At 73.7% G+C, this 24,186-nt stretch carries 21 protein-coding genes; 13 read left to right on the top strand and 8 right to left on the bottom strand.

The window, feature by feature from the left end; genetic code table 11:
• Nucleotides 1-88: 88 nt before the first annotated feature.
• Complete coding sequence (locus WD250_15390; protein ID MEX2621599.1) at nucleotides 89-937, bottom strand: molybdopterin-binding protein; 849 nt, start codon at nucleotides 935-937, stop codon at nucleotides 89-91.
• A 43-nt stretch (nucleotides 938-980) separates the two neighbouring features.
• On the opposite strand from WD250_15390, the gene WD250_15385 reads away from it, so the two are divergent.
• A complete protein-coding gene (locus WD250_15385; protein ID MEX2621598.1) occupies nucleotides 981-1,865 on the top strand; it encodes a hypothetical protein in 885 nt (294 codons plus the stop codon).
• 159 nt (nucleotides 1,866-2,024) lie between these two features.
• Complete coding sequence (locus WD250_15380; protein ID MEX2621597.1) at nucleotides 2,025-3,185, top strand: hypothetical protein; 1,161 nt, start codon at nucleotides 2,025-2,027, stop codon at nucleotides 3,183-3,185.
• Nucleotides 3,186-3,219: 34 nt separating this feature from the next.
• Here WD250_15380 and WD250_15375 read toward each other — a convergent pair whose 3' ends face one another.
• A complete protein-coding gene (locus WD250_15375; GenBank protein ID MEX2621596.1) occupies nucleotides 3,220-4,275 on the bottom strand; it encodes a transglycosylase family protein in 1,056 nt (351 codons plus the stop codon).
• A 190-nt stretch (nucleotides 4,276-4,465) separates the two neighbouring features.
• Between WD250_15375 and ettA the strand changes: the two genes are divergently transcribed.
• Entirely contained in the window at nucleotides 4,466-6,145 is a 1,680-nt protein-coding gene (gene ettA, locus WD250_15370; protein MEX2621595.1) for an energy-dependent translational throttle protein EttA, read from the top strand.
• A 428-nt stretch (nucleotides 6,146-6,573) separates the two neighbouring features.
• On the opposite strand, the gene cysS is transcribed toward ettA, so the two are convergent.
• The 3 genes from cysS to WD250_15355 are packed head-to-tail and all read right to left on the bottom strand — an operon-like array spanning nucleotide 6,574 to nucleotide 8,716.
• A complete protein-coding gene (gene cysS / locus WD250_15365; GenBank protein ID MEX2621594.1) occupies nucleotides 6,574-7,713 on the bottom strand; it encodes a cysteine--tRNA ligase in 1,140 nt (379 codons plus the stop codon).
• A gap of 40 nt (nucleotides 7,714-7,753) precedes the next feature.
• Nucleotides 7,754-8,014, bottom strand: a complete 261-nt coding sequence (locus tag WD250_15360; GenBank protein MEX2621593.1) for a GlsB/YeaQ/YmgE family stress response membrane protein — start codon at nucleotides 8,012-8,014, stop codon at nucleotides 7,754-7,756.
• A 21-nt stretch (nucleotides 8,015-8,035) separates the two neighbouring features.
• The gene (locus WD250_15355) at nucleotides 8,036-8,716 is read right to left on the bottom strand and encodes a ribonuclease HII (GenBank protein ID MEX2621592.1); all 681 of its coding nucleotides are present in this window, start codon (nucleotides 8,714-8,716) and stop codon (nucleotides 8,036-8,038) included.
• Between the two features lie 140 nt (nucleotides 8,717-8,856).
• Here WD250_15355 and WD250_15350 point away from each other — a divergent pair, with 140 nt between their 5' ends.
• On the top strand, nucleotides 8,857-9,273 hold the full coding sequence (locus WD250_15350; GenBank protein MEX2621591.1) for a hypothetical protein: 417 nt from the start codon (nucleotides 8,857-8,859) through the stop codon (nucleotides 9,271-9,273).
• Here WD250_15350 and WD250_15345 read toward each other — a convergent pair.
• Entirely contained in the window at nucleotides 9,239-10,447 is a 1,209-nt protein-coding gene (locus WD250_15345) for a trypsin-like peptidase domain-containing protein (GenBank protein ID MEX2621590.1), read from the bottom strand. The genes WD250_15350 and WD250_15345 overlap by 35 nt on opposite strands.
• A 93-nt stretch (nucleotides 10,448-10,540) precedes the next feature.
• On the opposite strand from WD250_15345, the gene WD250_15340 reads away from it, so the two are divergent.
• The 3 genes from WD250_15340 to WD250_15330 are packed head-to-tail and all read left to right on the top strand — an operon-like array spanning nucleotide 10,541 to nucleotide 13,267.
• Complete coding sequence (locus WD250_15340) at nucleotides 10,541-11,254, top strand: response regulator transcription factor (protein MEX2621589.1); 714 nt, start codon at nucleotides 10,541-10,543, stop codon at nucleotides 11,252-11,254.
• Entirely contained in the window at nucleotides 11,251-12,561 is a 1,311-nt protein-coding gene (locus WD250_15335) for a HAMP domain-containing sensor histidine kinase (GenBank protein ID MEX2621588.1), read from the top strand. Before WD250_15340 ends, WD250_15335 begins: the two co-directional genes overlap by 4 nt.
• Before the next feature lie 40 nt (nucleotides 12,562-12,601).
• Nucleotides 12,602-13,267 carry a hypothetical protein gene (locus WD250_15330; GenBank protein ID MEX2621587.1) on the top strand — a complete coding sequence of 222 codons (666 nt, stop codon included), beginning with the start codon at nucleotides 12,602-12,604 and terminating at the stop codon, nucleotides 13,265-13,267.
• 200 nt (nucleotides 13,268-13,467) lie between these two features.
• Here WD250_15330 and ccrA read toward each other — a convergent pair whose 3' ends face one another.
• Together ccrA and WD250_15320 are read right to left on the bottom strand one after the other, a co-directional pair.
• A complete protein-coding gene (gene ccrA / locus WD250_15325) occupies nucleotides 13,468-14,817 on the bottom strand; it encodes a crotonyl-CoA carboxylase/reductase (protein ID MEX2621586.1) in 1,350 nt (449 codons plus the stop codon).
• A gap of 429 nt (nucleotides 14,818-15,246) precedes the next feature.
• Nucleotides 15,247-16,497, bottom strand: coding sequence for a zinc-dependent metalloprotease (locus tag WD250_15320; GenBank protein ID MEX2621585.1), 1,251 nt, complete (start codon nucleotides 16,495-16,497; stop codon nucleotides 15,247-15,249).
• Between the two features lie 145 nt (nucleotides 16,498-16,642).
• On the opposite strand from WD250_15320, the gene WD250_15315 reads away from it, so the two are divergent.
• The 6 genes from WD250_15315 to WD250_15290 all read left to right on the top strand — a co-directional run bounded on the left by WD250_15315 (nucleotide 16,643) and on the right by WD250_15290 (nucleotide 24,165).
• Nucleotides 16,643-17,686: an NAD-dependent epimerase/dehydratase family protein gene (locus WD250_15315; protein MEX2621584.1), complete on the top strand. Its 1,044-nt coding sequence runs from the start codon at nucleotides 16,643-16,645 to the stop codon at nucleotides 17,684-17,686.
• Nucleotides 17,687-17,718: 32 nt separating this feature from the next.
• Nucleotides 17,719-18,186 (top strand): DUF4190 domain-containing protein, encoded by a 468-nt coding sequence (locus WD250_15310; protein MEX2621583.1) that lies wholly within the window; start codon nucleotides 17,719-17,721, stop codon nucleotides 18,184-18,186.
• A gap of 22 nt (nucleotides 18,187-18,208) precedes the next feature.
• Nucleotides 18,209-18,634, top strand: coding sequence for a molybdenum cofactor biosynthesis protein MoaE (locus WD250_15305; protein ID MEX2621582.1), 426 nt, complete (start codon nucleotides 18,209-18,211; stop codon nucleotides 18,632-18,634).
• Nucleotides 18,635-19,025: 391 nt separating this feature from the next.
• The gene (locus tag WD250_15300; GenBank protein MEX2621581.1) at nucleotides 19,026-20,024 is read left to right on the top strand and encodes a rod shape-determining protein; all 999 of its coding nucleotides are present in this window, start codon (nucleotides 19,026-19,028) and stop codon (nucleotides 20,022-20,024) included.
• 56 nt (nucleotides 20,025-20,080) lie between these two features.
• Nucleotides 20,081-22,747 carry an ATP-binding protein gene (locus WD250_15295; GenBank protein MEX2621580.1) on the top strand — a complete coding sequence of 889 codons (2,667 nt, stop codon included), beginning with the start codon at nucleotides 20,081-20,083 and terminating at the stop codon, nucleotides 22,745-22,747.
• Between the two features lie 197 nt (nucleotides 22,748-22,944).
• Entirely contained in the window at nucleotides 22,945-24,165 is a 1,221-nt protein-coding gene (locus tag WD250_15290) for a hypothetical protein (protein ID MEX2621579.1), read from the top strand.
• Nucleotides 24,166-24,186: the final 21 nt, after the last annotated feature.

Raw genomic sequence — 24,186 nt, 5'->3', positions numbered from 1 at the left:
GGGGGGGGCGCGCTGCGACCGCCATGGAGGTGCTGGCATGGCGGCCAGACTAGCGCGCGGCCCGTGGGCCCGATGCGCGCTGCCGACCTCAGTCGCGCCAGCGGCTCTGCCACAGGTCGCGGAGCCCGTCGCTGGCGGGGTCGGCGGCGAGCTGTTCCAGGTAGGCTGCCAGGACGGCATCGGCGGCCTCGACGCGGGCCCGCGGCCCCTGGAGCCGGACGAGGCACTCGCGTCCCGGATAGGAGCCGACGTGCACGTCGGGGAACGTGGCCGTCAGGCGCTGCAGCATCGGCGTGAGGGTGGACTCGGGGTAGCCGTGGGTGCGCTCCACCACGTGGTCGGGCCGGCCGCGACCGGCCAGCAGCGCCGGCTCGACGCTGTCGATGGTGATGCGCTGCAGCAGCGAGGGGATGCCGGGCAGGATCACGATCGTGGCCCCGCCGTCGGCGCCGCTGCCCCCGTCCACGTCGACGGCCACACCTGGGCTGAGGGCGGTCGCCTGGTCAGCGGCCGTGCGCAGCAGGTAGGCACCGCCGGGGACCCGCGCCATCGTGCGCAGCGACTGCGCGTGCTCGTCCGACACGGGGACTCCCGCGGCCTCGGTGCGCGCTAGGCTTGCGGTGATCCGCGCGTCGAGGTCCGGGTGGACCTCCAGCCCGCGACCCAGGCTGGTGGCCACGGCCTCGACCGTGACGTCGTCGGGCGTCGAGCCGATGCCCCCGGAGGTGAGCAGCACCCGCGGGCGGGTGCGGGCGAGCTCGGTCTGCAGTGCCTCGTCGATCGCGGACACGTCGTCGGGGATCGTCACCACGCGGTCGAGGGGCACGCCGACGGTCTGCAGGCGCTGCGCCAGCCAGCCGGAGTTCGTGTCCGCGACGAACCCACCGAGGATCTCGTCGCCGATCACGAGAATGGAGACCCGCAGCCTGGCCGTCATGGCGGCGAGGATACCGGCCGCCGGGAATCGTAGGATGCGGCTCATGTACACGAGCACCGAAGACGCCCGCTCCGACCTCTTCCTGTCCGGGGCGGTGTTCGTGTTCGGTGGGATCATCGTCCAGGCCGTCCTGCGCATCACCCAAGTGGAACGGGTGCCGGGGATCCGGGTGCCGCTGGGCATCCTCCTGCCGCTGGTGACCACGATCCTGGTGCCCTTCCTGCTGATCCGCTATCGCAAGGAGCCCTGGAGCATGTACGGCCTGGCGGGCTTCTCCGGCAGGGCGTTCGGCCTCGGCGTCGCGCTCGCGCTGCCGATCGCCCTGGCCGGGGTGGCGCTGGCCCTCCTGGCGCAGGTGCCGCCGCTGGCGGCGATCCCGCTCGCCGGCGCGGACCACCTTGCCGGCATCGAGGCCGTGCTGGTGCGCACGGCCCAGTGGCTGGGGTACGCGCTCCTGGCGGCGTACGGCAGCGTGAAGGCCCGTGACGCGTTCCGCGGCACGCCCCAGGCCCTGTACACCGGCGCTCGCCAGATCGCCGGCATCCTCGGCATCGCCGCGGGGATCGCGGCGGTGCTCCTGCTGGTGTCGATGGCGGCGCGGGGCCAGCTCGGTGGCGGCATGGTGATCGCCGCCGCGCTGCTGCTCTGGCCGGTCGGGATCGCGTCCGCCGTCGTGGTGATGCTCGGCCGTGCCCGTGGCGCGGGCACGGTCGCCAGGCCGACGCTCGTGACCCCCGCCGTGCTGGTCGGCCTGGCCGCCTTCGGGGGACTGGATTTCGAGGCCCAGGCCCTCGTCCGGAGCGTGCACCTGATGGGGCTCTTCGCGTTGCTCGGCCTCGTCATCGGCATGCTGGCGGAGCTGCGGCAGACCGCCTGGGCCGCCGCCGGCCTGGGTCTGGCCATCGGCGCGCTGACGATCTTCCCGTGAGGGTTGGGCCGCAGTCGACGCAAACGACGCAATCCATCGCTGTCGCGTCACCCGCTGACCGCTACGCTCGTTGACTGCTGGCCAGGCCGGACCCGGCGACCGGGTTCCGGGACCGGCCTCTGACCCGTGTGCGGAAGGTCCTGTCGACATGATGCTGCCGTGACGCCCTCGCCCGCCGGCTCGCCCCGTCCCGCTGAGGTCACCCGCCAGGTGTGGATGCTGGTGCTGACCCTGGCCCTGCTGGCGTCGGGTCTGAGCGTGGTGGCGCGCGACGCCGCGCCCACCGTGACCCCCGGGGTGCGGCTGAGCAGCCTCGACGTGGCGCCCGTGGTGCCGGGTGCTCCTGCGGCCGGGACCGTGGTCGAGTCGGCCATCGGGGCTGTGGACCTGCCGGTGCTGCCGCCCGTTCCCGTTCCCGTCCCGGTCCCCGATCTCCTGCCCGCGCCAGCCCCCGAGCCGCCCGCGCAGCCGGCCCCACCACCACCCGCACCCGCGCCCGGAGAGGCGGCACGCATCCCGCTGGTCCCTGCCGAACCGCGGCTCGCGACCTTCGCCGGACTGTCGACCTGGGTCGACCTGTACGACGTCGAGATCAGCCCCGAGGAGCAGGCGGCCCGGGCGGCCGCAGGGGGCGCGCAGGCGATCTTCGTGCAGACGGGCCGCTTCAGCTCGCCGGCGGACATCCACGACCCGGCCCGGCTGGGTCGCCTCATCGAGGCCGCTCACGACCTGGGTATGCGGGTGATGACGTGGTACCTGCCCGACCACCTGGACCCCGCGACGGACCTGCGCCGGGCACAGGCCGCGATCTCCTTCACCACACCCCGAGGGGACCGGCCCGACGCCTTCGGCCTGGACATCGAGGCGGAGCGTCTGGCCGACGTGGCCGAACGCAGCCGCCGGGTCGTGCAGCTGTCCGCCGAGCTGCGGGAGTGGGCAGGTCCCGACTTCCCGCTGGCGGCCATCGTCTTGCCGCCGCTCCAGCTCGACCTGCGGCCGAGCTGGTGGCCCGGGTTCCCGTGGGCGCAGCTGCGGCCCTTCTACGACGTGTACATCCCGATGAGCTACAGCTCCTTTCGGGGCACGGATCCCGGGACGACCTACCGTTGGAACCTCGACAACATCCTCGAGACGCGGGTGCGCACCGGCGATCCCAACCTGCCGATCCACATGGCCGGCGGCATCGCCGACCGCCTCCCCCACGTGCCGGCCTTCGTCGACGCCCTGCGGGACGGCAAGGTCCTCGGCGGTGGGCTCTACGACCTGCACACCACCCCGCAGCAGTCCTGGCACCCCCTGCGGGCGCTGCGCGCCGAGTAGCACCCGCGCCGACGCCCGGCGGCATCCGGCTTCGTCAGCGGTAGCCGAGGGCGGCCGAGCAGGCCGGCCAGGCCTCCCAGCCCTGGTGGGCCAGCAGGATCTTGGCCCGGGCGATCTGCTCCTCGCGGCTGGCCTCGTGGGGCAGGCCGGTGCCCCCCACCCAGTGCCAGCTCGACGGCAGGAACTGCAGGCCGCCGTAGTAGCCGTTGCCCGAGTCGAGGTGCCAGCGCCCGCTCGACTCGCACTGGGCGAGGCGGTCCCACACCCCGTCCCACTGGTCCGCCGGGACGTGGGTCCGGCCCAGCTCGACGACGCGATCCTCCACCAGGGGCGTGGCGTGCGCCGCCACCCGCTCGGCGAGCTCGGCGGCGACCCGCGACGCGCGTGCTGCGTCGCTGATGGACACCAGCAGGGAGGGGGACTCCCCGATGCCCCGATGGAACCCGGCGTCACGGCTCACGATCACGTCAGCCGGGGAGGGGACGCCGAGCACGGCGATGGCCCCGACCCGCACCTCGGGCCGATCCACGAGGTCGAGCACCCCGCCGAGGCCGGCGCCCACCCGCTCGGCCGCCTCGGTGCTGACGACCGCGTTGCCGTCGACCAGGTGCTGCCAGAGATCGTGCGCGTCGGCGGTGACCTGGGGCGTGAGCACCCGGAACCCCCGCGGGTCGACCGCGGCGACGGTCACCTCGTGCAGCTGCCCGTCGGCACCGGCGACTGCCATGGTGGTGGTGTGCACCACGGTGGCGAACCGCACGTCCGGGTGCTCCAGGACGGCACCCAGGGGGTTGTCCGCGGCCACGGCGTCCAGCCGCACGGCTGGACGGTGCACGGTCACGGCGCCGAAGTCCTCGAGGGGCGGGGGCGCCCCCGGGGGGGCGGGTGGGCGCGCGGCCGGGTCGGCGGTGTCCAACGGGCGATCGCGGCTCGGCCGCGCGCCCCCACTGTCGCGGGGGGCCACGGCGACGTCGGTCACCGTCGCCTGGACGGGGCGGCCGGCGTCGGTCCCCGACCCGGGGCCGCCGCCGGCCAGGGCCAAGCCGCCCCCGGCGAGCAGGAAGGCGGTGGCGGCGAGCAGCATCTGCATCGTGCGCACGGGCGCGCGCGCATTCACGTCCTCGGCAGTGGGAACGGTGGTTCCTTCCGAGCTTCGAGCCGTGGCGTGGGGAAGGCCGACGGCAGCCTAGCGGATGGCAGGTCCGGTCAGCATACCGGGCCGGCGCACCGCTACAGTTGTCCGCTGGTCCTGTCGTGCCCCCGTGAGGAAGAAGCCCGTCGTGGCACTCGAGTACGTGTACGTGATGAAAGGCCTGGCCAAGGTCGTCCCCCCCAACAAGGAGATCTTGTCCGGCATCTGGCTGTCGTTCCTGCCCGGAGCCAAGATCGGTGTCATCGGCCCGAACGGATCGGGCAAGTCGAGCCTGCTGCGGGTCATGGCCGGCGTCGACACCGAGTTCGAGGGGGAGGCGTGGTCCGCTGAGGGGGTCAGCGTCGGCTACCTGCCGCAGGAGCCGGTGCTCGACCCCGACAAGGACGTGCGCGGCAACGTCATGGAGGGTGTGGGGGAGGCCGCCGCCCTGCTGGAGCGCTTCAACGAGCTGTCCGCCCAGATGGCCGAGCCGCTCGACGACGACGCCATGACCAAGGTCTACGAGGAGTTCGCCGCCGTCCAGGACTCCATCGAGGCGGCCAACGCCTGGGACCTCGACCGGACCCTGGAGGTGGCGATGGATGCGCTGCGGGTCCCGCCTGGGGATGCCGACGTCGCCACCCTGTCGGGGGGCGAGGTCCGCCGCGTCGCGCTCTGCCGCCTCCTGCTGTCGCGTCCCGACATGCTCCTGCTCGACGAGCCGACCAACCACCTCGACGCGGAGAGCGTCGCCTGGCTGGAGCGCCACCTCGAGGAGTATCCGGGCACGGTGGTGGCTGTGACGCACGACCGCTACTTCCTGGACAACGTCGCGGGCTGGATCCTGGAGCTCGACCGCGGCAAGGGCATGCCCTTCGAGGGCAACTACACCGGGTGGTTGGAGCAGAAGCACGCGCGCCTGGCCCACGAGGACAAGCAGGAGTCCGCCCGCCAGCGGACCCTGGCCCACGAGCTGGAGTGGGTGCGCGCCTCGCCCAAGGCCCGCCAGGCGAAGTCCAAGGCGCGCATCCAGGCCTACGAGGCGCTGCTGGCCCAGGGGCCCGCCCAGCGCGAGGGCACCGCCGAGATCACGATCCCCACCGGGCAGCGCCTCGGCGACGTCGTCGTCGAGGCCGACGGGGTCAGCAAGGGCTTCGGCGACACCCTGCTCATCGAGGACTTGAGCTTCCGGCTGCCGCCGGGCGGCATCGTCGGGGTGATCGGCCCCAACGGCGCGGGCAAGACGACCCTGTTTCGGATGATCGTCGGCGAGGAGAAGCCCGACGCCGGGACGCTGCGCGTGGGCGAGACCGTGGAGCTGGCCTACGTCGACCAGTCCCGCGACACCCTCGACGCCGACAAGACGATCTTCGAGGAGATCACCGACGGGCTGGAGACCCTCCAGCTCGGCAAGCGCGAGGTCAACAGCCGCGCCTACGTCGCCTCGTTCAACTTCAAGGGACCCGACCAGCAGAAGAAGGTCGGCCACGCCTCCGGCGGCGAGCGCAACCGCGTGCACCTGGCGAAGCTGCTGCGCCGCGGCGGCAACCTGCTGCTGCTCGACGAGCCGACCAACGACCTCGACGTGGACACGCTCCGGGCGCTTGAGGAGGCCCTGCTGGAGTTCGCCGGCTGCGCGGTGGTGATCAGCCACGACCGGTGGTTCCTCGACCGCGTGGCCACCCACATGCTGGCCTTCGAGGGCGACAGCACGGTGCACGTGTTCGAGGGCGGCTACACCGACTACGAGGCGGACCGCCGCGCGCGCCTCGGCGCCGAAGCCGACCAGCCGCACCGCATCAAGTACCGCCCGCTCGTGCGCTGGTAGGCCCGCGGGAAAGAGTGGGCCTTCTCAACTCAACGATCCGTGGGTTCAACCCGGCGTCTCGCCGCGCCTTTGTCGCGCGGTCGCGGAGACCGCGACCTTCGCCGCCGGGGATCTGGCCTGGCCACGCGACCACCGCCAAAGTGGTGCGCTGGCCCGGCGACGCGGCCGGGGATCTGGCCTGGCCACGCGACCACCGCCAAAGTGGTGCACGGGTCGTGTCGCAGCGCCGGCGCGCACGCCTGCCCCACTCCTGCGCCCTCGTCGCCAACCTTGGTCACAAGAGCCGAAAAAGTTCGAGGCCCCCGTGGTCGGGCGGGGGCCTCGAGCGCTCGGCGATGGGCTGCGGGCTGACCCAACTGGCGCGCGTCTGTTGAGACCTACTCTGCCCCCGCCCCGCCAGGCCTACACACGATTCACGAAACTTTTTCTCAGCCGAGCACGAAGCCGAGGATCGGCGCCAGCTCGCGCACCGTGGCGCCCGCACCGGCGGCGGCGGCCTCGTCCAGGACCGCGACGGCTCCGGGGATGTCGAGGTCGTCGTCCAGCGCGGCGTGGAACGGCGCCACCAGGTCCGGTCGCGCCCCGTCACCTCCGGCCACGTCGCGCCACACCTTGAAGGCGCCGGCCGACTCCGCCAGCTCGTCGTCGGCGAACGCCCAGTCGGCGCGGTAGTGGTGCTCGAGCAGGTAGCGGCGCAGGGCGCCCGGCTCGAAGCGCTCGAGCAGGTCGCGCACGAAGACGAGGTTGCCGAGGGACTTGGACATCTTCGCGCCGTCCCAGGCGACCATGCCGGTGTGCATCCAGAAGCGGGCGAACGGGGCGTCGCCCGTCAGGTGCTCGGCCTGGACGATCTCGGCCTCGTGGTGGGGGAAGACGAGGTCGTTGCCGCCCCCGTGGATGTCGATGGTGGCACCGAGGTGCTCCTGGGCCATCACGGAGCACTCGATGTGCCAGCCGGGCCGACCGGGCCCGAAGTCGCTGTCCCAGCTCGGTTCGTCCGGCCCGCTCGGCTGCCAGAGCAGGAAGTCCAGAGGGGCGCGCTTGCCCGGCGCCTCCGGGTCGCCGCCCTTCTCCGCGAACTGGCGCAGCGCCTCGTCGGCGTCCAGGCGGGCGAGCCGGCCGAACTGCTCGGTGGCCTGCGTGTCGACGTAGACCCGGCCGTCGCCGGTGGGGTAGGCCACGCCGGCGTCGACCAGGCCGCGCACCGCCCGGGCGATCGCCGGCACGGTCTCGGTGGCACGCGGCTCGACATCCGGCTGCCGCAGGCCGAGCGCGGCGAGGTCCCGATCGAACCGGGCGACCTCGCGCCGGGCCAGGTCGAGATAGTCGACCCCGAGCTCCCGGGCCTTGCGCAGGATGTCGTCGTCGACGTCGGTGACGTTGCGCACATAGCGCACGGTGTGGCCCCGGTGCTCCAGCACGCGGATGAGGGCGTCGAAGACGATGTAGGTGAAGGCGTGCCCGAGGTGGGTCGAGTCGTACGGCGTGATGCCGCACACGTACATCCGCACGGCGGCGCCCGCGGCCAGGTCGCGCACGGCGCGCTGCCGCGTGTCGAACAGTCTCATCCGACCAGCGTAGCGGGGCGCACCGGGAGGCCGGGCCTAGCTAGCGCCGGCCCGCGATCGCCTGCAGGAGCAGCAGCAGCAGGATCGCCCCGAGGACGCTGAAGAGCAGCCCGAGCCAGCCCTGGTCGCCGACCCCGACGCCGAGCGCGCCCGCGAGCAGCTGGCCGAGGAAGGCCCCGCCCACGCCGATCGCGACCGTCGGCAGGCAGCCCATCCCGGCGGTGCCGGGGGTGACCAGCCGTGCCAGGGCGCCGATGAGCAAGCCGGCGAGGAGCGTGCCGAGGATGGTCGCTGCAGTCATGGCGGGCACTCTACCCGGCGGTCAGAAGGCCAGACGTTGCTGTGCCAGCGCGGCGACCGGTGCCCAGGAGCGCCGGTGCAGGACGCAGGGTCCGTGCTCGGCCAGGGCCGCCTGATGCACGGGGGAGGGGTAGCCTTTGTTGCTGGAGAAGCGGTAGGCGGGGTGGTCGGGGCAGGCGGCCATCATGAGCCGGTCGCGGGTGACCTTCGCGACGATCGACGCCGCGGCGATCGACGCCGACCAGGCGTCACCGTGCACGATGCGCTCGTTGCGGGTGCCGTAGCCCGCCAGGAAGTCCCAGTTGCCGTCCAGCAGGCAGACGTCGGGGCGGACGTCCAGGCCGTCGACGGCGCGGCGGGCGGCCAGGCGGATGCCCTCGCTCATGCCCAGACGGTCGAGCTCGTCGTTGGTCGCGTGGCCCACGGAGATCCCGACGGCGAACCCCGCCAACCGGTCGGCGAGCTCCTCGCGGCGCTGCGGGTCGATCATCTTCGAGTCCCGCAGCTTGTACATGCGGCGATCGCTGGGCAGCACCACCGCGGCGTAGGTGACCGGACCGGCCCAGGCGCCGCGACCCACCTCGTCGACCCCGGCGACCACCGCGCCCTGGTCCCACCAGGGCCGCTCGTGGGCGACGCCGGGCACGTCAGGCAGCCGCCGGCGTCGGCCCCCGCGGTAGACGACGTTCTTGCGTTGGTTCACGCGCATGCCCATGTGGGAGGCAACGCTAGCGCACCCAGCGGCCGGATCCGGCGCGGCGCCTCCCGGGAGGCGCCGCGACGCGTACGCTGGGGGACGAACCGGCGACCGCGAGGGTCCCCGTCGGGACGAGGAGCTCGGAGATGCGCAGGAGTGTGCGGGCGCACAGCCGCCTCGATGCGCGCGCCCGGCTCGGCCGGGCCGTGGCGCAGCTGCCCCCGGCGGCACAGGACGCGCTGGCGACGGTGGCGAACCGCCAGGACCTGCCGCTGATGGCGGGGGCCTGGACCAGCGACGCCGGGGGCTGCCTGGTCGCCAACGTGGTCGCGACCTTCGGGCCGGACCGTGCCGGGACCGGGCACCAGACCCTGGACCTGCGGGTCCTGGAGCTGATCCCCGAGCTCGGCAGCCGCGACCTGAACCGCCTGATCGTCGCGTGGGACGACGCCGCGCTGCAGGAGAGCCGGGTGGACGACGCGGGGCTGCGCCGCCTGCTGTGCGACGCGCTGGACCGGGCGGGCGTGCCTACCGCGTCTCGGACGGCGCCGAGCCCAGCGTGACGTCGACGGTGCGCTCGTCAGAGCCGCGCACGACCGTGATCGTGACCTCGTCGCCCGGTGAGTGACCCCGGATGAGGCCCACGAGGTCGGCCATGGAGGTCACCTCCTCACCGTCGAGTGCCGTGATGATGTCCCCGGCGGTCAGGCCGGCGTCCGCGGCTGCGCTGCCCGACGCCACGTCCACCACCAGCGCACCGGCGGTCACCTGCAGTCCGTAGAGCTCGGCGACGGTCGGATCGACGTCCTGGCCCTGGATACCGAGCTGGGCGTGCTCGACGAAGCCCTGGTCGACGAGCTGCTCGGCGATGGGCAGCACCGTGGTGGACGGGATGGCGAAGCCCAGCCCCACGTTGCCCCCCGACCCGGAGATGATCGCGGTGTTGATGCCGATCACCTGCCCCCGGTCGTTGACCAGCGGGCCCCCCGAGTTGCCCGGGTTGATCGCCGCGTCGGTCTGGATCAGGTCCACCAGCGGCGCCCCGGGGGTCGGCACGTTGCGGTTGAGGGCGCTGACCACGCCGGTGGTGACGGTGCCCTCCAGCCCGAACGGGGAGCCGATGGCGATGGTCGTGTCCCCGACGCGTGGGGGCGAGTCGGCGAAGTCGGGCACGGGCAGGTCGGTGGCGTCCTCGACGAGGAGCACGGCCAGGTCGCTGGCGGGGTCGGTGCCGACGACCTCGGCGTCACGGGGGGTGCCGTCGGGCAGGGTGACCCGCACCTGTCGGGCGTCGGCCACGACGTGGTTGTTGGTGAGCAGGTAGCCGTCCTCGCGGAAGATCACCGCCGAGCCCGAGCCGGGACCGCGGGCGCCGGCCACGTCCACGCGGGCGACCGACGGCAGCACCGCGTCCGCCACCTCCGCTACGGAGCCCTGTCCTTGCGCCACGGACTGCTGCCGCTCCGACACGGACTGGTCGGCCGCACGATCCTGCGCGGTGCTGTCGGTGGGCGAGGGCGACGCCAGCTCGGGGGTGCGCTGATCCACCAGGGACAGCGTCACCGCCACGGACACCAGGCCGGCGACCAGTGCGGCCACCACCGCCGTCCGCCACACGCCGGGTGACCGCGCCGCCGTCCCGCCGGCCGGCGTCGGGGGGGACGCCGGCGGCGGTGGCAGCTTCAGCCGCGAGCCGTTGGTGGACGACTCGTCGGTGGGATGGATCGTGTGGTCCACGGGACGCTCCGAAGGCGGCGAGACTTGGGTGGTGTGCATGACCACGACGGTAGGCGGACGAAGGCAAAGCGCGTGGCGACATCCGGTAAAGACGTGGCAAAGATCGACGGTGGCACCTTACCCATCCTGCTGGTCGAGGACGACGACGGCATCGCCACCCCGCTTGCGGCGGCCCTGCGTGGGGCGGGCTATCCGGTGGTGCGCGCCGCGACGGGACAGGCCGGCTTGGCCGCGGCGGCCGAGGGGGCGGCGGCGGTGGTGCTCGACCTGGGCCTGCCCGACCTCGACGGCGTCGAGGTGTGCCGGCGGCTGCGGGCGGTGGCCCCCGGCGTGCCCGTCCTGATGCTGACCGCGCGCGGCACCGAGGCCGACGTGGTGGTGGGCCTGGACGCCGGCGCGGACGACTACGTGACCAAGCCGTTCCGCCTGGCCGAGCTCCTCGCGCGGCTGCGGGCGCTGCTGCGTCGGGCGGACGGCCCCGAGCGCGCCGACGAGGCGCTGCTGGCCGCCCAGGACGTGCGGGTGGACCCCGCGGCGCGTCGGGCTTGGTGCGGCGACGAGGAGCTGGCGCTGACACCGAAGGAGTTCGACCTGCTCGCACTGCTGGTCGCCCAGGCCGGGACGGCCGTGACGCGCGAGCGCATCATGGCGCAGGTGTGGCAGACCGACTGGTACGGGTCGACGAAGACCCTCGACATGCACGTGTCGTGGCTGCGGCGCAAGCTCGGTGACCCCGCCGGCCGGCCCCGGTACCTGTCCACGGTGCGCGGCACGGGCTTCCGCTTCGAGACCCAGCCGCCCGCGTGAGGCGGCGGCTGCTGGCCTCCACGCTCGCCGCCGTGGCCGCGGCGGTGCTGCTGCTCGGCGTGCCGCTGGGGGTGGCCGCGCGCGGCATGCTCGTCCAGCAGACCTTCGACGAGCTGGAGCAGCTCGCCCAGGGCGCCCAGGTCGTGCTCGACCAGGCGACGGCCCGGGAGCTGCAGCTGGTCCTGCAGGTGCTGGCCGAGCGCACCGACTCGCGGCTCATGCTGCTGTCGGCCGGGGGTCAGGTGCTCGTCGACAGCGGCGGCGCGCCCCCGGGCGCGACCGCCACCGGCCCCGACGTGGCGCTGGCCCTGCAGGGGCGCGTCGGCCGGGCCCGGGGGGAGGACCTGTTCACGGTCGCGGTCCCGCTCGAGCACGCCGGTGAGGCGCTGATCGTGCGGGCCACGTCCGACGACGCGGGGCTGCGCCGCCGGGTGCGACGCGCGTGGCTGCAGATCACCGGCCTGGCGGTGAGCGCCCTGGTGGCGGCGGCGCTCCTCGCCTGGTGGCAGGGCCGGCGGCTGGCCGCCCCCCTGGAGGACCTGGCGGTGTCCGCCCGGCGGCTGGGCGAGGGCGACTTCTCCGCCCGGGCGCCGCGCAGCGGCCTTCCCGAGGCCGACGAGGTGGCGGGGGCGCTTGACCGGACCGCGGACCGCCTGGCGGCCATGATCGAGCGCAGCCAGTCGTTCAGCGCCGATGCCTCCCACCAGCTGCGCACCCCCTTGACCGCCCTGCGACTGGACCTGGAGGCCCTGGAGGCCACCGTCAGCAAGGACGGCGCGTGGCAGCTGGTCGCGGCGGCCATGGCCGAGGCGGACCGCCTGGAGGCGACCATCGAGGAGCTCCTGGCCCTGGCGGCAGCGCCCGCCGGCACGCAGCGCCTGGACCTCGACGAGCTGGTGTCCGAGCGCCTGGACGCCTGGCAGGCCCTCGCGCGCGCGCAGGGCCGCGCGGTCGTGGTGCGCGGCGGGGCCGCACCCCCCGTGCGGGCGCGCGCTGCGGCGATCGGCCAGTGTCTGCAGGTCCTGCTCGACAACGCCTTGGCGCACGGGCAGGGCACGATCACGGTCGTGGTCGAGGCCGTCACGGCGGCCCAGGGCCGCGACCGTCCCGGCGCGCGACTGTGCGTCACCGACGAGGGTCCCGGTTTCGCCGACGACCCGTTCGACGGCGCGGACGGTCGCGCCGGGCGGGGCCTGCTGCTCGCCCGGTCGCTCGTGGAGGCGGAGGGGGGTCGCCTGCGCGTCGAGCAAGCCGGTCCCGGCGCCCGGGTCTGCCTGCTGCTGCCCGCGCACGCGGGTCAGGGCTGATGGCAGGGGCGCGGCGGGGCGCGCCCTACACTCTGGGGTCATGATCCCCTGCACCCTGCGCGCCGTCGCGTGCGCCCTGGGCATCATCGCTGTGCTGGCGGCGTGCCAGCCGGTCGACGATCTCGACGAGCCGGTCGACGAGGGCCCCGCCGCGGGGCAGGTCGACCGGCGCGGGGCGCCCGCCACGGGGCTGCCCGCCACGCTGGCGGCGACGCGCGCGCGGACGGCCGGCGCGGGGGGGGGGGGGCGGGGGGGCGCCGGCGTCGCCGTCGGCGCCGTCGAGGTCGACGGCGACCGGCTCACCGAGGTGCGCGTGACCTACGTGGCCCCCGACGCCGACCGGCTGCTCACGGTGACGCTCACCGAGGAGGGCCAGACCGAGGAGCGCCCCACACTCGGGGCCTTCGACCTCGAGCCCATACCGGCCGGGGCGCTGGGGCAGCTGCCCCCGTGGCCCGAGGGCCTGCAGGAACCCGCGGCGCTGGTGGAGGGATCCGATCAGGCCTTCGGCGCCTGCGACGTCGAGGGGGCGGCGGACGGCGTGCTGTACGCCAGCGGCGCCCCTCTCGCGTGGGATCCCGACGCGGGCGACTGGGGGGTGGCCCTGGGCTGGACGGCCACGGTGACCACCGGCGACGACGGCGACGGCGTCGTCCTGGATCCGGTCACCGCGGAGCACGTCGACTGCCTCGAGGGCACCGGCTGAGCGGTCGGGGGCCCCGTGCCAGGGCCCGTGCAGGGCCCGTGCAGGGTTCGTGCAGGGTCCGTGCAGGGTCCGTGCAGGGTCCGTGCAGGGTCCGTGCAGGGCCCGTGCAGGGCCCGGACCGGGTACGTGCAGGAACGGGACCACCATGTGGCCCTGATCCGCAACGCACCGGTCTGCACCCGCGCCCCGGACCGGTCGGGTCAGGTCAGCAGCTTCCACCGATCCAGGTCGGCCGCGAGGCGGCGGCGCTTCTCCGTGTCGACGACGCCGAGGCCCTCGGCGGCGGCGTTGACGAGCACGCCGAGCTTGCCCGTGTGGGCGTTGGTGTGCATCGCGTGGGCGGCCTCGGCCGCCTGCTCCAGCGGGTAGGTCCGGCTCAGGATGGGGTGGATCATGCCGAGCTCCACCAGGCGGTTGGCCTCCCACGCCTCCTTGTAGTTGGCGAAGTGGCTCGCCAGGATGGACTTCACGTTCATCCAGAGGTAGCGGTTGTCGTACTCGTGGCGGTACCCCGACGTGGACGCACAGGTGACGATCGTCCCGCCCCGCCGGGCCACGAAGACGCTGGCGCCGAACGTCGACCGGCCCGGGTGCTCGAAGACGATGTCGGGGTCGGCCCCCCCGGTCAGCTCGCGAATCCTCTGCCCGAACCGACGCCACTCCCGCGGGTCCTGCTGGTCGCCGTCCCAGAACGCGTAGCCCTCGGCAGACCGGTCGATGACGTGGTCGACCCCGAGGGAGGCCAGCAGCTCGACTTTGTCCGGACTCGACACGACGCAGACGGGGATGCCGCCGCCGTTGCGCACGAGCTGCGTCGCGAAGCCACCCAGACCGCCGGTCGCGCCCCAGATGAGGACGACATCGCCCTGCTTCATGCGGGCGGCGTTGCGCCCGACGAGCATGCGGTAGCTGGTGGCCAGGGTCAGCGACAGGCTGGCGGCCTCCTCCCAGGTGAGGTGGCTCGGCATCGGCATGAGCTGGTTCGCGCGCACGAGCGCGAGCTCCGCCATGCCGCCGAAGTTGGTCTCGAAGCCCCAGATGCGCTGGTGGGCGTCCAGCATGGAGTCGTCGTGGCCCTCGGGTCCTTCGAGGTCCACGACGTTGCAGTGCACGGTGACGCGGTCCCCGGGCCGGTACCCGGTGACGCCCGGGCCGGTGCGTACGACCACGCCGGCGGCGTCGGACCCGACGATGTGGTGGTCGAGGTCGTGGCGCCGACCGGCCGCCGACTCCCGGGCGTAGCGCTCGAGGAAGGTGAACGTCGGCAACGGCTCGAAGATCGACGTCCACACCGTGTTGAAGTTCAGCGCTGCCGCCATCGGCGCGATCAGCACCTCGTTGGGCCCGAGCGGCGGGATCGGCACCTCGTCGACGTGCAGTGACGCGCGCGGGTCCTTGTCCGCGGTGGCCACCCCGTGGAACATCTCGGCCTCGCTCTTGCGGACGACCGCCGCACGCATGCGCTCGGGCAGGGGCAGGCGGTCGATCGCCTCCGGGTCGGCGTGCGGGTCGAGGGCGGCGTCAAGCAGGGTGGTCAGGGGCTCGGACATCCGGTCGCTCCTTTTCGGGGCGTGGCGCTGCGCGCGGCGGGGCGTGGCGCTGCGCGCAGGCAGGGCATCGTCGCGCGCAGGGTTGCCAGGAGCGGCAACGCCAAACGGCCCCCGACCCGCCCGGTTCCCGTCCTCCCTTCCCCTTGGAGGACGGTTCGTGGCTGACGACGACCGCTTGACGGAAGCGACGATACGGGGGTGGGGAAAGCAGCGTCAACCGCGCTGTCCACAGCGTTGTCCCCACCTTGTGGATCGTGGGGAGCAGTCCTGCGAAAACGCGCGGCGGCCTGGGGAGGACACTGTGGATGCTCGGCGCATCATCGTCGCGCTGGCCCGGCTGGGGACGCCGGTGAGCAGGGGAAACGCGCGGCGGCCCCTGTGGACGAAGGTTTTTCTCCGGGGGAGAGCGCACCGGTGCGCGGCAGGCGGTCAGTCGGACTCCAGCTCGGCTCCGGCCATGCGCACCAGCCACCGGCTGGGCTCGCGGAGCTCCTCGGTGGAGGGCAGGTGACCCGGCTGGTGCCATGCGCGGTCGAGCCCTGCCTGGCCCCGCGCGGTGATCACCGCCTCGCAGAAGGCGCGGCCCATGCGGACGTCCTGGGGCTGCAGGTCCAGGCCGACCAGCTGCTGCAGGAAGCGCTCGCCGGGCCCCTTGGCCGCGCGACGCCGGCTGACGGCCTCCTCGATGCGCGGCAGGGCGGGCAGCTTGCCGTCCGAGGCCGCAGCGACCACGGTGCTCACCCACCCCTCGGTGAACGCGACCAGCGCCTGCAACCGGTCCAGCGTGGCCTTCTGCGCCGCCGTCGGCTCCACCTCGAATGCGCCCGGCTGCCCCAGTGCCTCCTGCAGGGCCGCGGGGTCCAGCGGATTCTCCATGCCCGGCCCCATGCCGAGCTGGCCGAGCTGGTCCATCAGCCGGGTCGGGTCGAGGTCGGCGTCGGCGGCGAAGCGGCCGATGAGGTCGCCCACGTGCCCCCGCAGCCAGTCCACCCCGGCGAACTGGCGCCGGTGCGCGGTCTCGCGCAGTGCGAGCCAGTAGGTGAACTCGGTCGCCTCGAAGTCGTAGTCGCGCGCGAACTGCTCGGCGGTGTCGCCCACGGTGCCGATCGTGCGGGGGTCCACCGTCGGGACCCCGAGGTCGTACGTGCCGAGCAGCTGCCCGGCCAGGTGGCCGGCGACGGTGCCGATCTGCATCCCGTACAGCATCGCGCCCATGGATCCCATGGCCTGGTTCATGGCACCGCCCATGGCCTCGAGCTCCTGGGGCAGTCCCTTGGCCAGGGCGCTGCTCATGCCCGCCGCGACCGGCTCCACGTACACGCCGAGCCCCCCGGAGGTGCAGGCCAGCCGGGTCCACTCGCCCCGCCCGAGCGCGCGGACCGGGCCCTCCACGGCGGGCAGGGCGGTGACCTGGTCCAGCCAGAGCTCGGCGACGTCGACCGCTCGCGCGAGCTCCTGGTCGGCGCGGCCGGTCGCCGGCTCCGCCGCCGCCTCTCCGGCGGGCAGCGTCCCCGCGGGCTCACCGGCGGCGCCGGGCTCGGCCACCGCCAGCGCCGTCTGCGCGGCCAGGTCCCAGTTGACCGGCCCGCCCGTCCACGACATCACCTTGGCGAGCTCGCGGAAGAGCGGGACGTTCTCGAACATGCGCGGGTCGAAGCCGCCGGAGAAGGGATCCGTCATCGTCGTCGTCCTGCCGTCATAGCCGTACCTGCGAGCTGTACCTGCGGGGCGTTGCCGGCGGGCCGTCGCGTCCGACCGCAGGGTTTGCGGGACCCTGGCCATGGTAGACGTGTAGCCTCCGGCGGTGGTCAGGAGGCCAGTCAATATGAGCACGGTGGCGGTCACGGGGTCGAGCAGCGCGATTGGTCGTGCGCTGATCGACCGGCTCGGCGAGGAGGGATCGGTCACCCGCATCGTGGCCGTGGACCTCGACGCGCCCGAGATGCCCGGCGCCAAGGTCGATTTCCGCACCGCAGACGTGCGCGACCGGCTCCTGCCCAACGCGCTGCGGGGCGCGGACACCGTGGTGCACCTGGCGGCCCGCTGCGGTCCGACGCGCGACGAGGACACGATGTTCGCCCGCAACGTGCACGGCACCCGCAACGTCCTGGCGGCGGCCGGCCGCGTCGGTGCCCGCAAGGTCGTGCACCTGTCCAGCGCGGCGGTCTACGGCGCCCACCCCGACAATCGCGTGCCGCTGGCCGAGGACGCCCCGCTGCGCGCGAACCCGGACTTCAGCTACGGCTACCAGCACCTGCTGAGCGAGGAGCTGGTCGCCGAGTGGGCCATGGCGCACCCCGACGTGGCCGTCTGCGTCCTGCGGCCCGCCCCGGTGCTGGGGCCCGGCATGGACGACTTCCTCGCCCGCCAGCTCGAGAGTCCCAGGCTGCCGCTGGTGCGGGGCTACAACCCGCCCCGCCAGTTCGTGCACGTCGACGACGTCGCGAGCGCGCTGGCGCTGGCCGTGACGGGCGAACTGGCGGGCGCCTACAACGTGGCCGCCGACGGCTGGTTGGCCACCGAGGAGCTCTGCAGCCTGCTCGGGCGCAAGCCGCTGCTGGTCCCCGAGACGGTGGCGTTCTCGGCGGCGGAGCAGCTGTGGGACCGCGGGCTCTCGGAGCTGTCCGCGGGAGCGGTCCACCACGTCATGCATCCCGTCGTGCTCGCCACCGACAGCCTGCACGACCACGGGTGGGCGCCCACCCACTCCAACCGCGAGATCGTGCGGGAGTTCTCCGACGCCCACCGCGAGTACCTCACGGTGGGGCGTGTGCGCGTGCGCCGCCGTCACCTCATCATCGCCACCTTCGCGACCGTCGGGACCTTGATCGGGTTCGTCGTCGGACGACGGGCGACGCGCTCACCGTAGCCGGGGGCCGACCGCCCCCAAGGAGGAACCACATGTCCCAGCCGCCCCAAGCGCCTCCGCCGCCACCACCCTCCGGCGGCCAGCTGCCCCCGCCGCAGTCCTGGGACGACCCGGGGGGCGGGCCACCCGCCCAGCAGCAGTCCAACGGCCTGGCGATCGCCGCCCTGGTGTGCGGGATCATCGCCCTCCTGCTGAGCTGGATCCCGTTCGTCAACCTGCTCGCGCTGGTGCTTGGCATCGCGGCGGTGGCCACCGGGATCGGTGGCATCCGGCGGACGCGGACAGCAGGCGTCGGTGGGAAGGGGCTGGCGGTCGGCGGCCTGGTCACCGGGATCATCGCCATCCTGCTGTCCCTGCTGATCCTCGTCCTGGTGATCGTGGGCTTCGCCGGGGCCTTCAACGATCCCGACGTCCGTGACTCCCTCGACCGCCTGATGGAGGGCGAGGACCCCGAGAACGTCTTCGAGGATCTCGAGCAGGAGCTGGAGCGGCAGAACTGATCGCGGCGCGACGCGGTCGGCCATGGCCCGCCTGCACACCGCACTGACCGAGGACCCCCTCGAGGTCGAGGCGGCGTACGCGTTCGCCACCGACCCGGCGGCGGGCGCGGTCGTGGTCTTCACGGGCACGATCCGTCAGGAGTCGGAGGGGCGAGCGGTCTCAGCGCTGTCCTACGAGGCCTATGCCGAGCGGGCGGGACGCCAGCTCGACGCGCTGGCCGCCGAGGTGGCGACGCGGTGGCCAGCGGTCCGGGCCGTGTGGCTGGAGCACCGGGTCGGGACGCTGGCGATCGGGGAGCCAGCCGTCGTCGTGGCCGTCTCGGCGGCGCACCGGGACGAGGCCTTCGAGGCGGCCCGCCACGGCATCGACACCCTGAAGGCCACCGTGGCGATCTGGAAGCAGGAGCACTGGGCGGACGGCGGCGCGCACTTCCCCGGTTCGCCGTGAGCCTCCTTGAGGCTTCCCGAGGCCCCCCGTCCGGACGGCCACCCCGAGGGGTTGCGGGCAGGGTGGCGGGGTGCCTAGTCTCCGAGCGGTGTCCACCCTCCTGCTCATCTGCATTCTCGCCGTCGCCGCGTGGCTCGCGGTGAACCTGGCGAGCGCCCATCGCCGCAGTCGTTCGACCTCTGGTGACTCGGTGGCGGGTTTCTCCCGCGCACTGGACGCGCTGGATCCGGCCAACGACGACGAACGGCCCGTCCCGCCCCGGCAGGCACGGCCCGGCCGTACCCACGGGCAGATGCCGCGCCGTCCGGGGCAGGCCGCGCGGGGGCGGCCCGCTCGCGGCAGGAGCAGGAAGCCGGCGGATGCGGGGGGCGGCAGAGGGTAACGTCCCCTCATGTCCCGTGATATCGCGATCGACCTCGGCACCGCCAACACCCTGGTGTGGAGCAAGGGTCGCGGGATCGTCCTGAACGAGCCGACGGTGATCGCGGTCAACCAGCGCAACGGCGACGTCCTCGCCATGGGACACGAGGCGTACGCCATGATCGGCCGGACCCCCGGTCACATCACCGCCGATCGGCCGCTGCGCGGTGGGGCGGTCACGGACTTCGACACCACCGCCCGCCTGCTCAAGCTGATCATGCAGCAGGTGGGGGTGAGCCGCTTCACGCGCGCCCGAGCGGTGATCTGCGTCCCGAGCGCGATCACCGAGGTCGAGCGTCGCGCCGTCCAGGAGGCCGCCGTGCAGGCTGGGGCCACCGCCGCCTACCTCATGGAGGAGCCCATGGCGGCCGCCATCGGGTCCGGTCTGCCCGTCCACGAACCGGAGGGCTCGATGATCGTCGACGTCGGCGGCGGCACCTCGGAGGTGGCGGTGATCTCCCTCGGCGGCGTGGTGGCGTGCCGGGCGGTGCGCGTCGGGGGGTTCGACATCGACGGGGCGCTGCAGAGCTTCGTGCGTCGCGAGTACGCCGTGGCCATCGGGGAGCGCACCGCCGAGGAGCTCAAGATGGCTGTGGGCTCGGCCTACCCGCAGGCCGACGAGCCCAAGGCGGAGATCCGTGGACGGGAGCTCGCGTCGGGTCTGCCGAAGGTCGTCGTGGTGAGCGCCGAGGAGGTCCGTGAAGCGATCGAGGACCAGATCAGCTTGATCGTCGGCGCGGTGGTGGACACCTTGGGGGACTGCCCCCCCGAGCTCACCCAAGACATCCTCCAACGCGGGATGTGGCTGGTCGGCGGTGGGGCGCTGCTCAGCGGGCTTGACGCCCGGATCGCGCAGGAAACCCAGCTGAAGGTCAATCTGGTCGATGCTCCCCTGGAGGCGGTCGTGACGGGGGCGGGGACGACCATCGAGTCCTTCAACGATCTGAAGGAGCTGTTCGTCTCGAGTTGAGCGGGCCGCCGAGCCCCGCAGACCCGTGATCATCGGCCGGTCGTACACTGGTCAGGATGGCTGCCAGCCTGTTGACGCCGCTGCATCTGGCCGCCAGCCTGCTTGCGCTGTTCGCCGCGGCCGGGCTGGCGATCGTCGTGGTCGTGCGCCCGGGCAGGCCTGCGACCGACCCCATGCCGGGTGGTGGCGGGAGGGCTGCCACCCTCGTGGCGGTGGGCAGCCTGGCGATCGCGATCAGCCATGGACTGTCGGGCGCGTTGGTCACCGGGCTCGGCGACACGGTGGCATGGCTGCGGGCCGCAGGGCTGGTGCTGGTGGCCTTGGGGCTGTCCGGGCGCAGCATGGCCCAGCTCGCCGGCCCGACGGTCCTGATCCCGGTCGCGCCGGTGCCCGCGGCGCTGGTCAGCGCCCTCGCCGGTCTTCTGGCCGGTGTCCGGGCACTGACGGGCGGGCGGCGCGCCGCCCTCGTGGGCGGCGGGCTGCTCGCCTGGGGCGCCGCCGAGTGGGTCGCGCTCACGTCGGTCACCGCGGCGAGCTGGCTGGTCCTCGCCGGGTCGCTGGCGCTCGGCGCGTGGTTGTGGCAGGCGAGCGCCGGAAGGCTGCAAGGCAAGTTCGTCACCGCGTTCGTCGCCAGCCTGCTCGTCGTGGTGGTGCTGATGGCGGGGGTGCTGTCCGGTCTCGGGTCGGCGGACCTGGTCGCCGAGGAGCTCCGCCGCCTGGACGGGTCCGCCGAGCGGGTGGCGGAGGACATCGCGGAGTGGCCGGCCGCCGCCGTCAACGCCGGGCGGCCGTTTCGCGTCGCCGGCGAGACGTTCCTCGGGTTCGATCCCGACGACCGCGATGGCCTGGCGATCGCCTACGACGCGTTCTTCGCCACGCAGGACTTCTTCGTCGTGATCGGTCCCCGCGGCGAGAAGCGCCTCGCCTACTCGCCGACCGAGGACCTGGCCGTCGACTCGTTCGTGCTGGGCATGGCCGGCAGCCCCACCGTCGAGGGGGTGCTCGACGGGGGGCCCCCGGCCGGCGACCTCATCACCGTCGCGGGGCAGATCGTCGGCGTCGGGGCGGTCGGTGTGCCGGGCGAGTCCCCCGAGCAGCCTGTCCGCGGCGCCCTGCTGACCGGGCGGGTGGCCGACGGCCAATGGATCGAGAGTGCCACCCCGTTGGACGTGGAGCTGATCCTGGAGACGGGGGCGGCGTTCAACGTCGCCTCCAGCGGGGTGGCGGGTGCCGCCAACCAGATCGTCGCGCAGGTCGACGCGGGCGCGACCCGCGGGACGTTCACCGCCGACGACCAGGTCTGGTACGCGGCCGCCCAGCCGGTCCGTGACCCCGCCGGCAATGTCGTCGGTCGGGTCGTCGCCACCTCGACATCAGACGTCATCGCGCAGCTCGAGCGTGGCCTGGTCCAACGGCTGTTCCTGCTGGCGCTGCTCGGCGCCCTGTTCGCCGGCGGCGTGGCGGCGTTGGTCACCGGACGGCTGGTCGCGCCGATCCGCCGCCTGACGACGGCTGCCGCAGCCGTTCGCGAGGGTGACCTCGAGGCCGAGGCGGCGATCGACAGCCACGACGAGATCGGTCAGCTGGGCCGCACGTTCAACGAGATGACGGTATCCCTGGCGGCCCAGTCTGCGCAGCTGCGTGAGGCCGCGGACGTCCAGTCCCGGCTGCGTGCCCGCATGGAGGCGCTGACCTCGTCGATGGGCGATGCCCTGGTCGCGGTGGACGCCGACGGCAAGATCATCATGTTCAACCCGGCCGCGGAGCGTCTGGTGGGCCGGGACGTCACCGACGCCCTGGGGCTGCCGCTGGAGGAGGTGCTGCGTGGCCAAGGCCCGAACGACGCACCGGCGGCGGCCACGCTCGGCGGGCCGGTCAGCGAAGACGTGGTCGCCGTGCAGCTCCTGCTTGAACGCACCGGGGGCGACCTGGTCCCGGCGGCGGCGACTGCCGCACCGGTGCACGACCCGAGCGGAGCGGTGCTCGGCAGGGTGCTCGTGCTACGCGACGTCACCCGGGAGGTCGAGGTCGAGCGCATGAAGACCGAGTTCCTGGCGAACGTCAGCCACGAGCTGCGGACACCCCTGACACCCATCAGCGGTTATGCCCACGTCCTCGCGAGCCGGGAGACGGGGCCGGATGCGACCAAGCGGTACGCCAACCAGATCCTGCGGTCGGCGGCGCAGCTGGAGCGCATCGTGCAGATGGTGGTCGACTTCGCGGCGCTCGACAGCGGGCGGCTGCGACTGGAACAGGAACCGGTCCACCTGGCCGGGCTCGTCGGCGACGTCCTCGACGGCTGGCGTGCGCACCATCCGGAGCGGGAGTTCACCCGCCGGATCGCGAAGGACCTCCCGCCCGTGCTCGTCGATCCCGGGATGCTGCGGCGATGCCTGGACGAGCTCTTGGACAACGCGGTCAAGTTCTCCCCCGGCGGCGAGCCGGTCAGCATCATGGCGCGTCTGGACACCGACGGGCCGGCGTCGATGGTCCGACTCGCCGTGCGCGACCGGGGGGTGGGCGTGACGCCGGAGACCGCCGCGCGCATCTTCTCCGACTTCTACCAGGTCGATGCGAGCGAGACCCGCCCCTACGGCGGCCTCGGACTCGGACTCGCGCTCGTGCGGCGCATCATGGACGGGCTGGGTGGCGACGTGTCCGTGGAGTCGCAGGCCGACCGCGGGTCGACGGTGCACCTGGTCATCCCGGTGGCCGACCGGTAGGCCAATGCGGCACGGCCAGGGCTAGTCAAATCGGACCCTAGCCGGATGCCCGGCGTGCCGCCTACCATGGGTGGACGTCCCTGCCGGCACTGCACGTTCGGAGCTCGGTCCTGTCCACTTCCGCACGCCGCCGCCGTCACCCCGGCGGAGGCCACGCTCGCCGCACGTTGACCTTGCTGGCGCCCCTTGCTGTCCTGATGATCGTCGCGAGCTGCACGGGCGACGATCCTGGCGGGGAGGAGGTCGCGCAGGTCGTGGCCGGCGACATGGCGGAGGTCTCCGTGGGTGGTGTCTGGGCGACCGTCGGAGCCGGCGAGGCCATACCGGCGGGGGCGCGGCTGCGGACGGGGGAGGACGAGGCGCGGATCGCCTTCAGCTCCGGTGAGGTGTGGTTCGCGCCGCAAGCCGCGGCGGTGATCGGCGACGACTGGTTCCGCCTGGAGCGCGGCGAGGCCCTCGCGGACAGCGACGGGGGCCTCGAGAGTCGGTGGGACGACGTCGAGGTCTCCGGTGAGGGGGTCTACCGGCTGGCGTTGGGAATCGATCCCCGCATCGGCGTGTACAGCGGTCAGGTGCGGGTGCGCCGTCCGGCCGAGGTGCGCACGCTGCCCGCCCTGCGCGAGGCGAGTCTGGCCGCGCGCCGTCTGGCGGCCTCAGGCCAGCCGCTGACCTACCGGCCCGATGACCCGTGGGATCAGGTGCTGCTGCGCGACGCCATCGCCTTCGACCGCGAGGCGGAGCGGCTGGCGCGCGGGCTGTCCCGCGCGTATGGGACCGAGCCCAGGTCCGCGGAGTTCTACGCGGCCTTCGCCGCGATCCCCGGACCCGCCGTCGGGACGCTCTCCGGCGGTGTTGCCGGAGAGGCGGGGCCGGGGTCCCCAGGCGAGACGCTGCTGCGGTTGTTCGTCGCCCAGTCCGCGACCCCGTCCGGGTCGCCCGACGCGCTTGTCGCGGCACTCCGCGACATCGCCGACCTGCGTGCCGCCGGTGCGCGGTGGGGCCTCGTCGCCACCGAGATGGGGGTGACCGCCACGCGCTTGGCCGAGGTGGTCGACGTGGCGCAGGCCCGCTACACCGCCCGGCTGGACCCGCCCGCGCCGGCGGCCCCCCCGGCGGACGCGCCGCCCGCCGCCGCACCGTCGGGACCGCCGCCGGCGACCGAACCCAGTGGCTCGTCCGGGCAGACGCCCGCGGCCCCGTCCTCGCCCACGCCAGATCAGCCCGAACCCGCCCCGCCGCCGCCGCCGTCGACCGCCGCACAGGCGCCGACGCCGCCACCGCCACCCGCGACGGAACCCGGTGGGGACGGCGGTGACAGCGGTCCCGGGCCACCGCCGCCCAGCCCGGGCGGCCTGCTCGGCCAGCCGGTGAAGGGCTTGGTGGAGCTGGTCGTGGAGCTGTTGCTTGGCGACAGCTGACGGCGGGTACTCGGAGCGCCA

This window comes from Egibacteraceae bacterium, from assembly GCA_040905805.1.
GTDB lineage: Bacteria > Actinomycetota > Nitriliruptoria > Euzebyales > Egibacteraceae > DATLGH01.
This window is presented reverse-complemented; position numbering and strand designations above follow the sequence as displayed.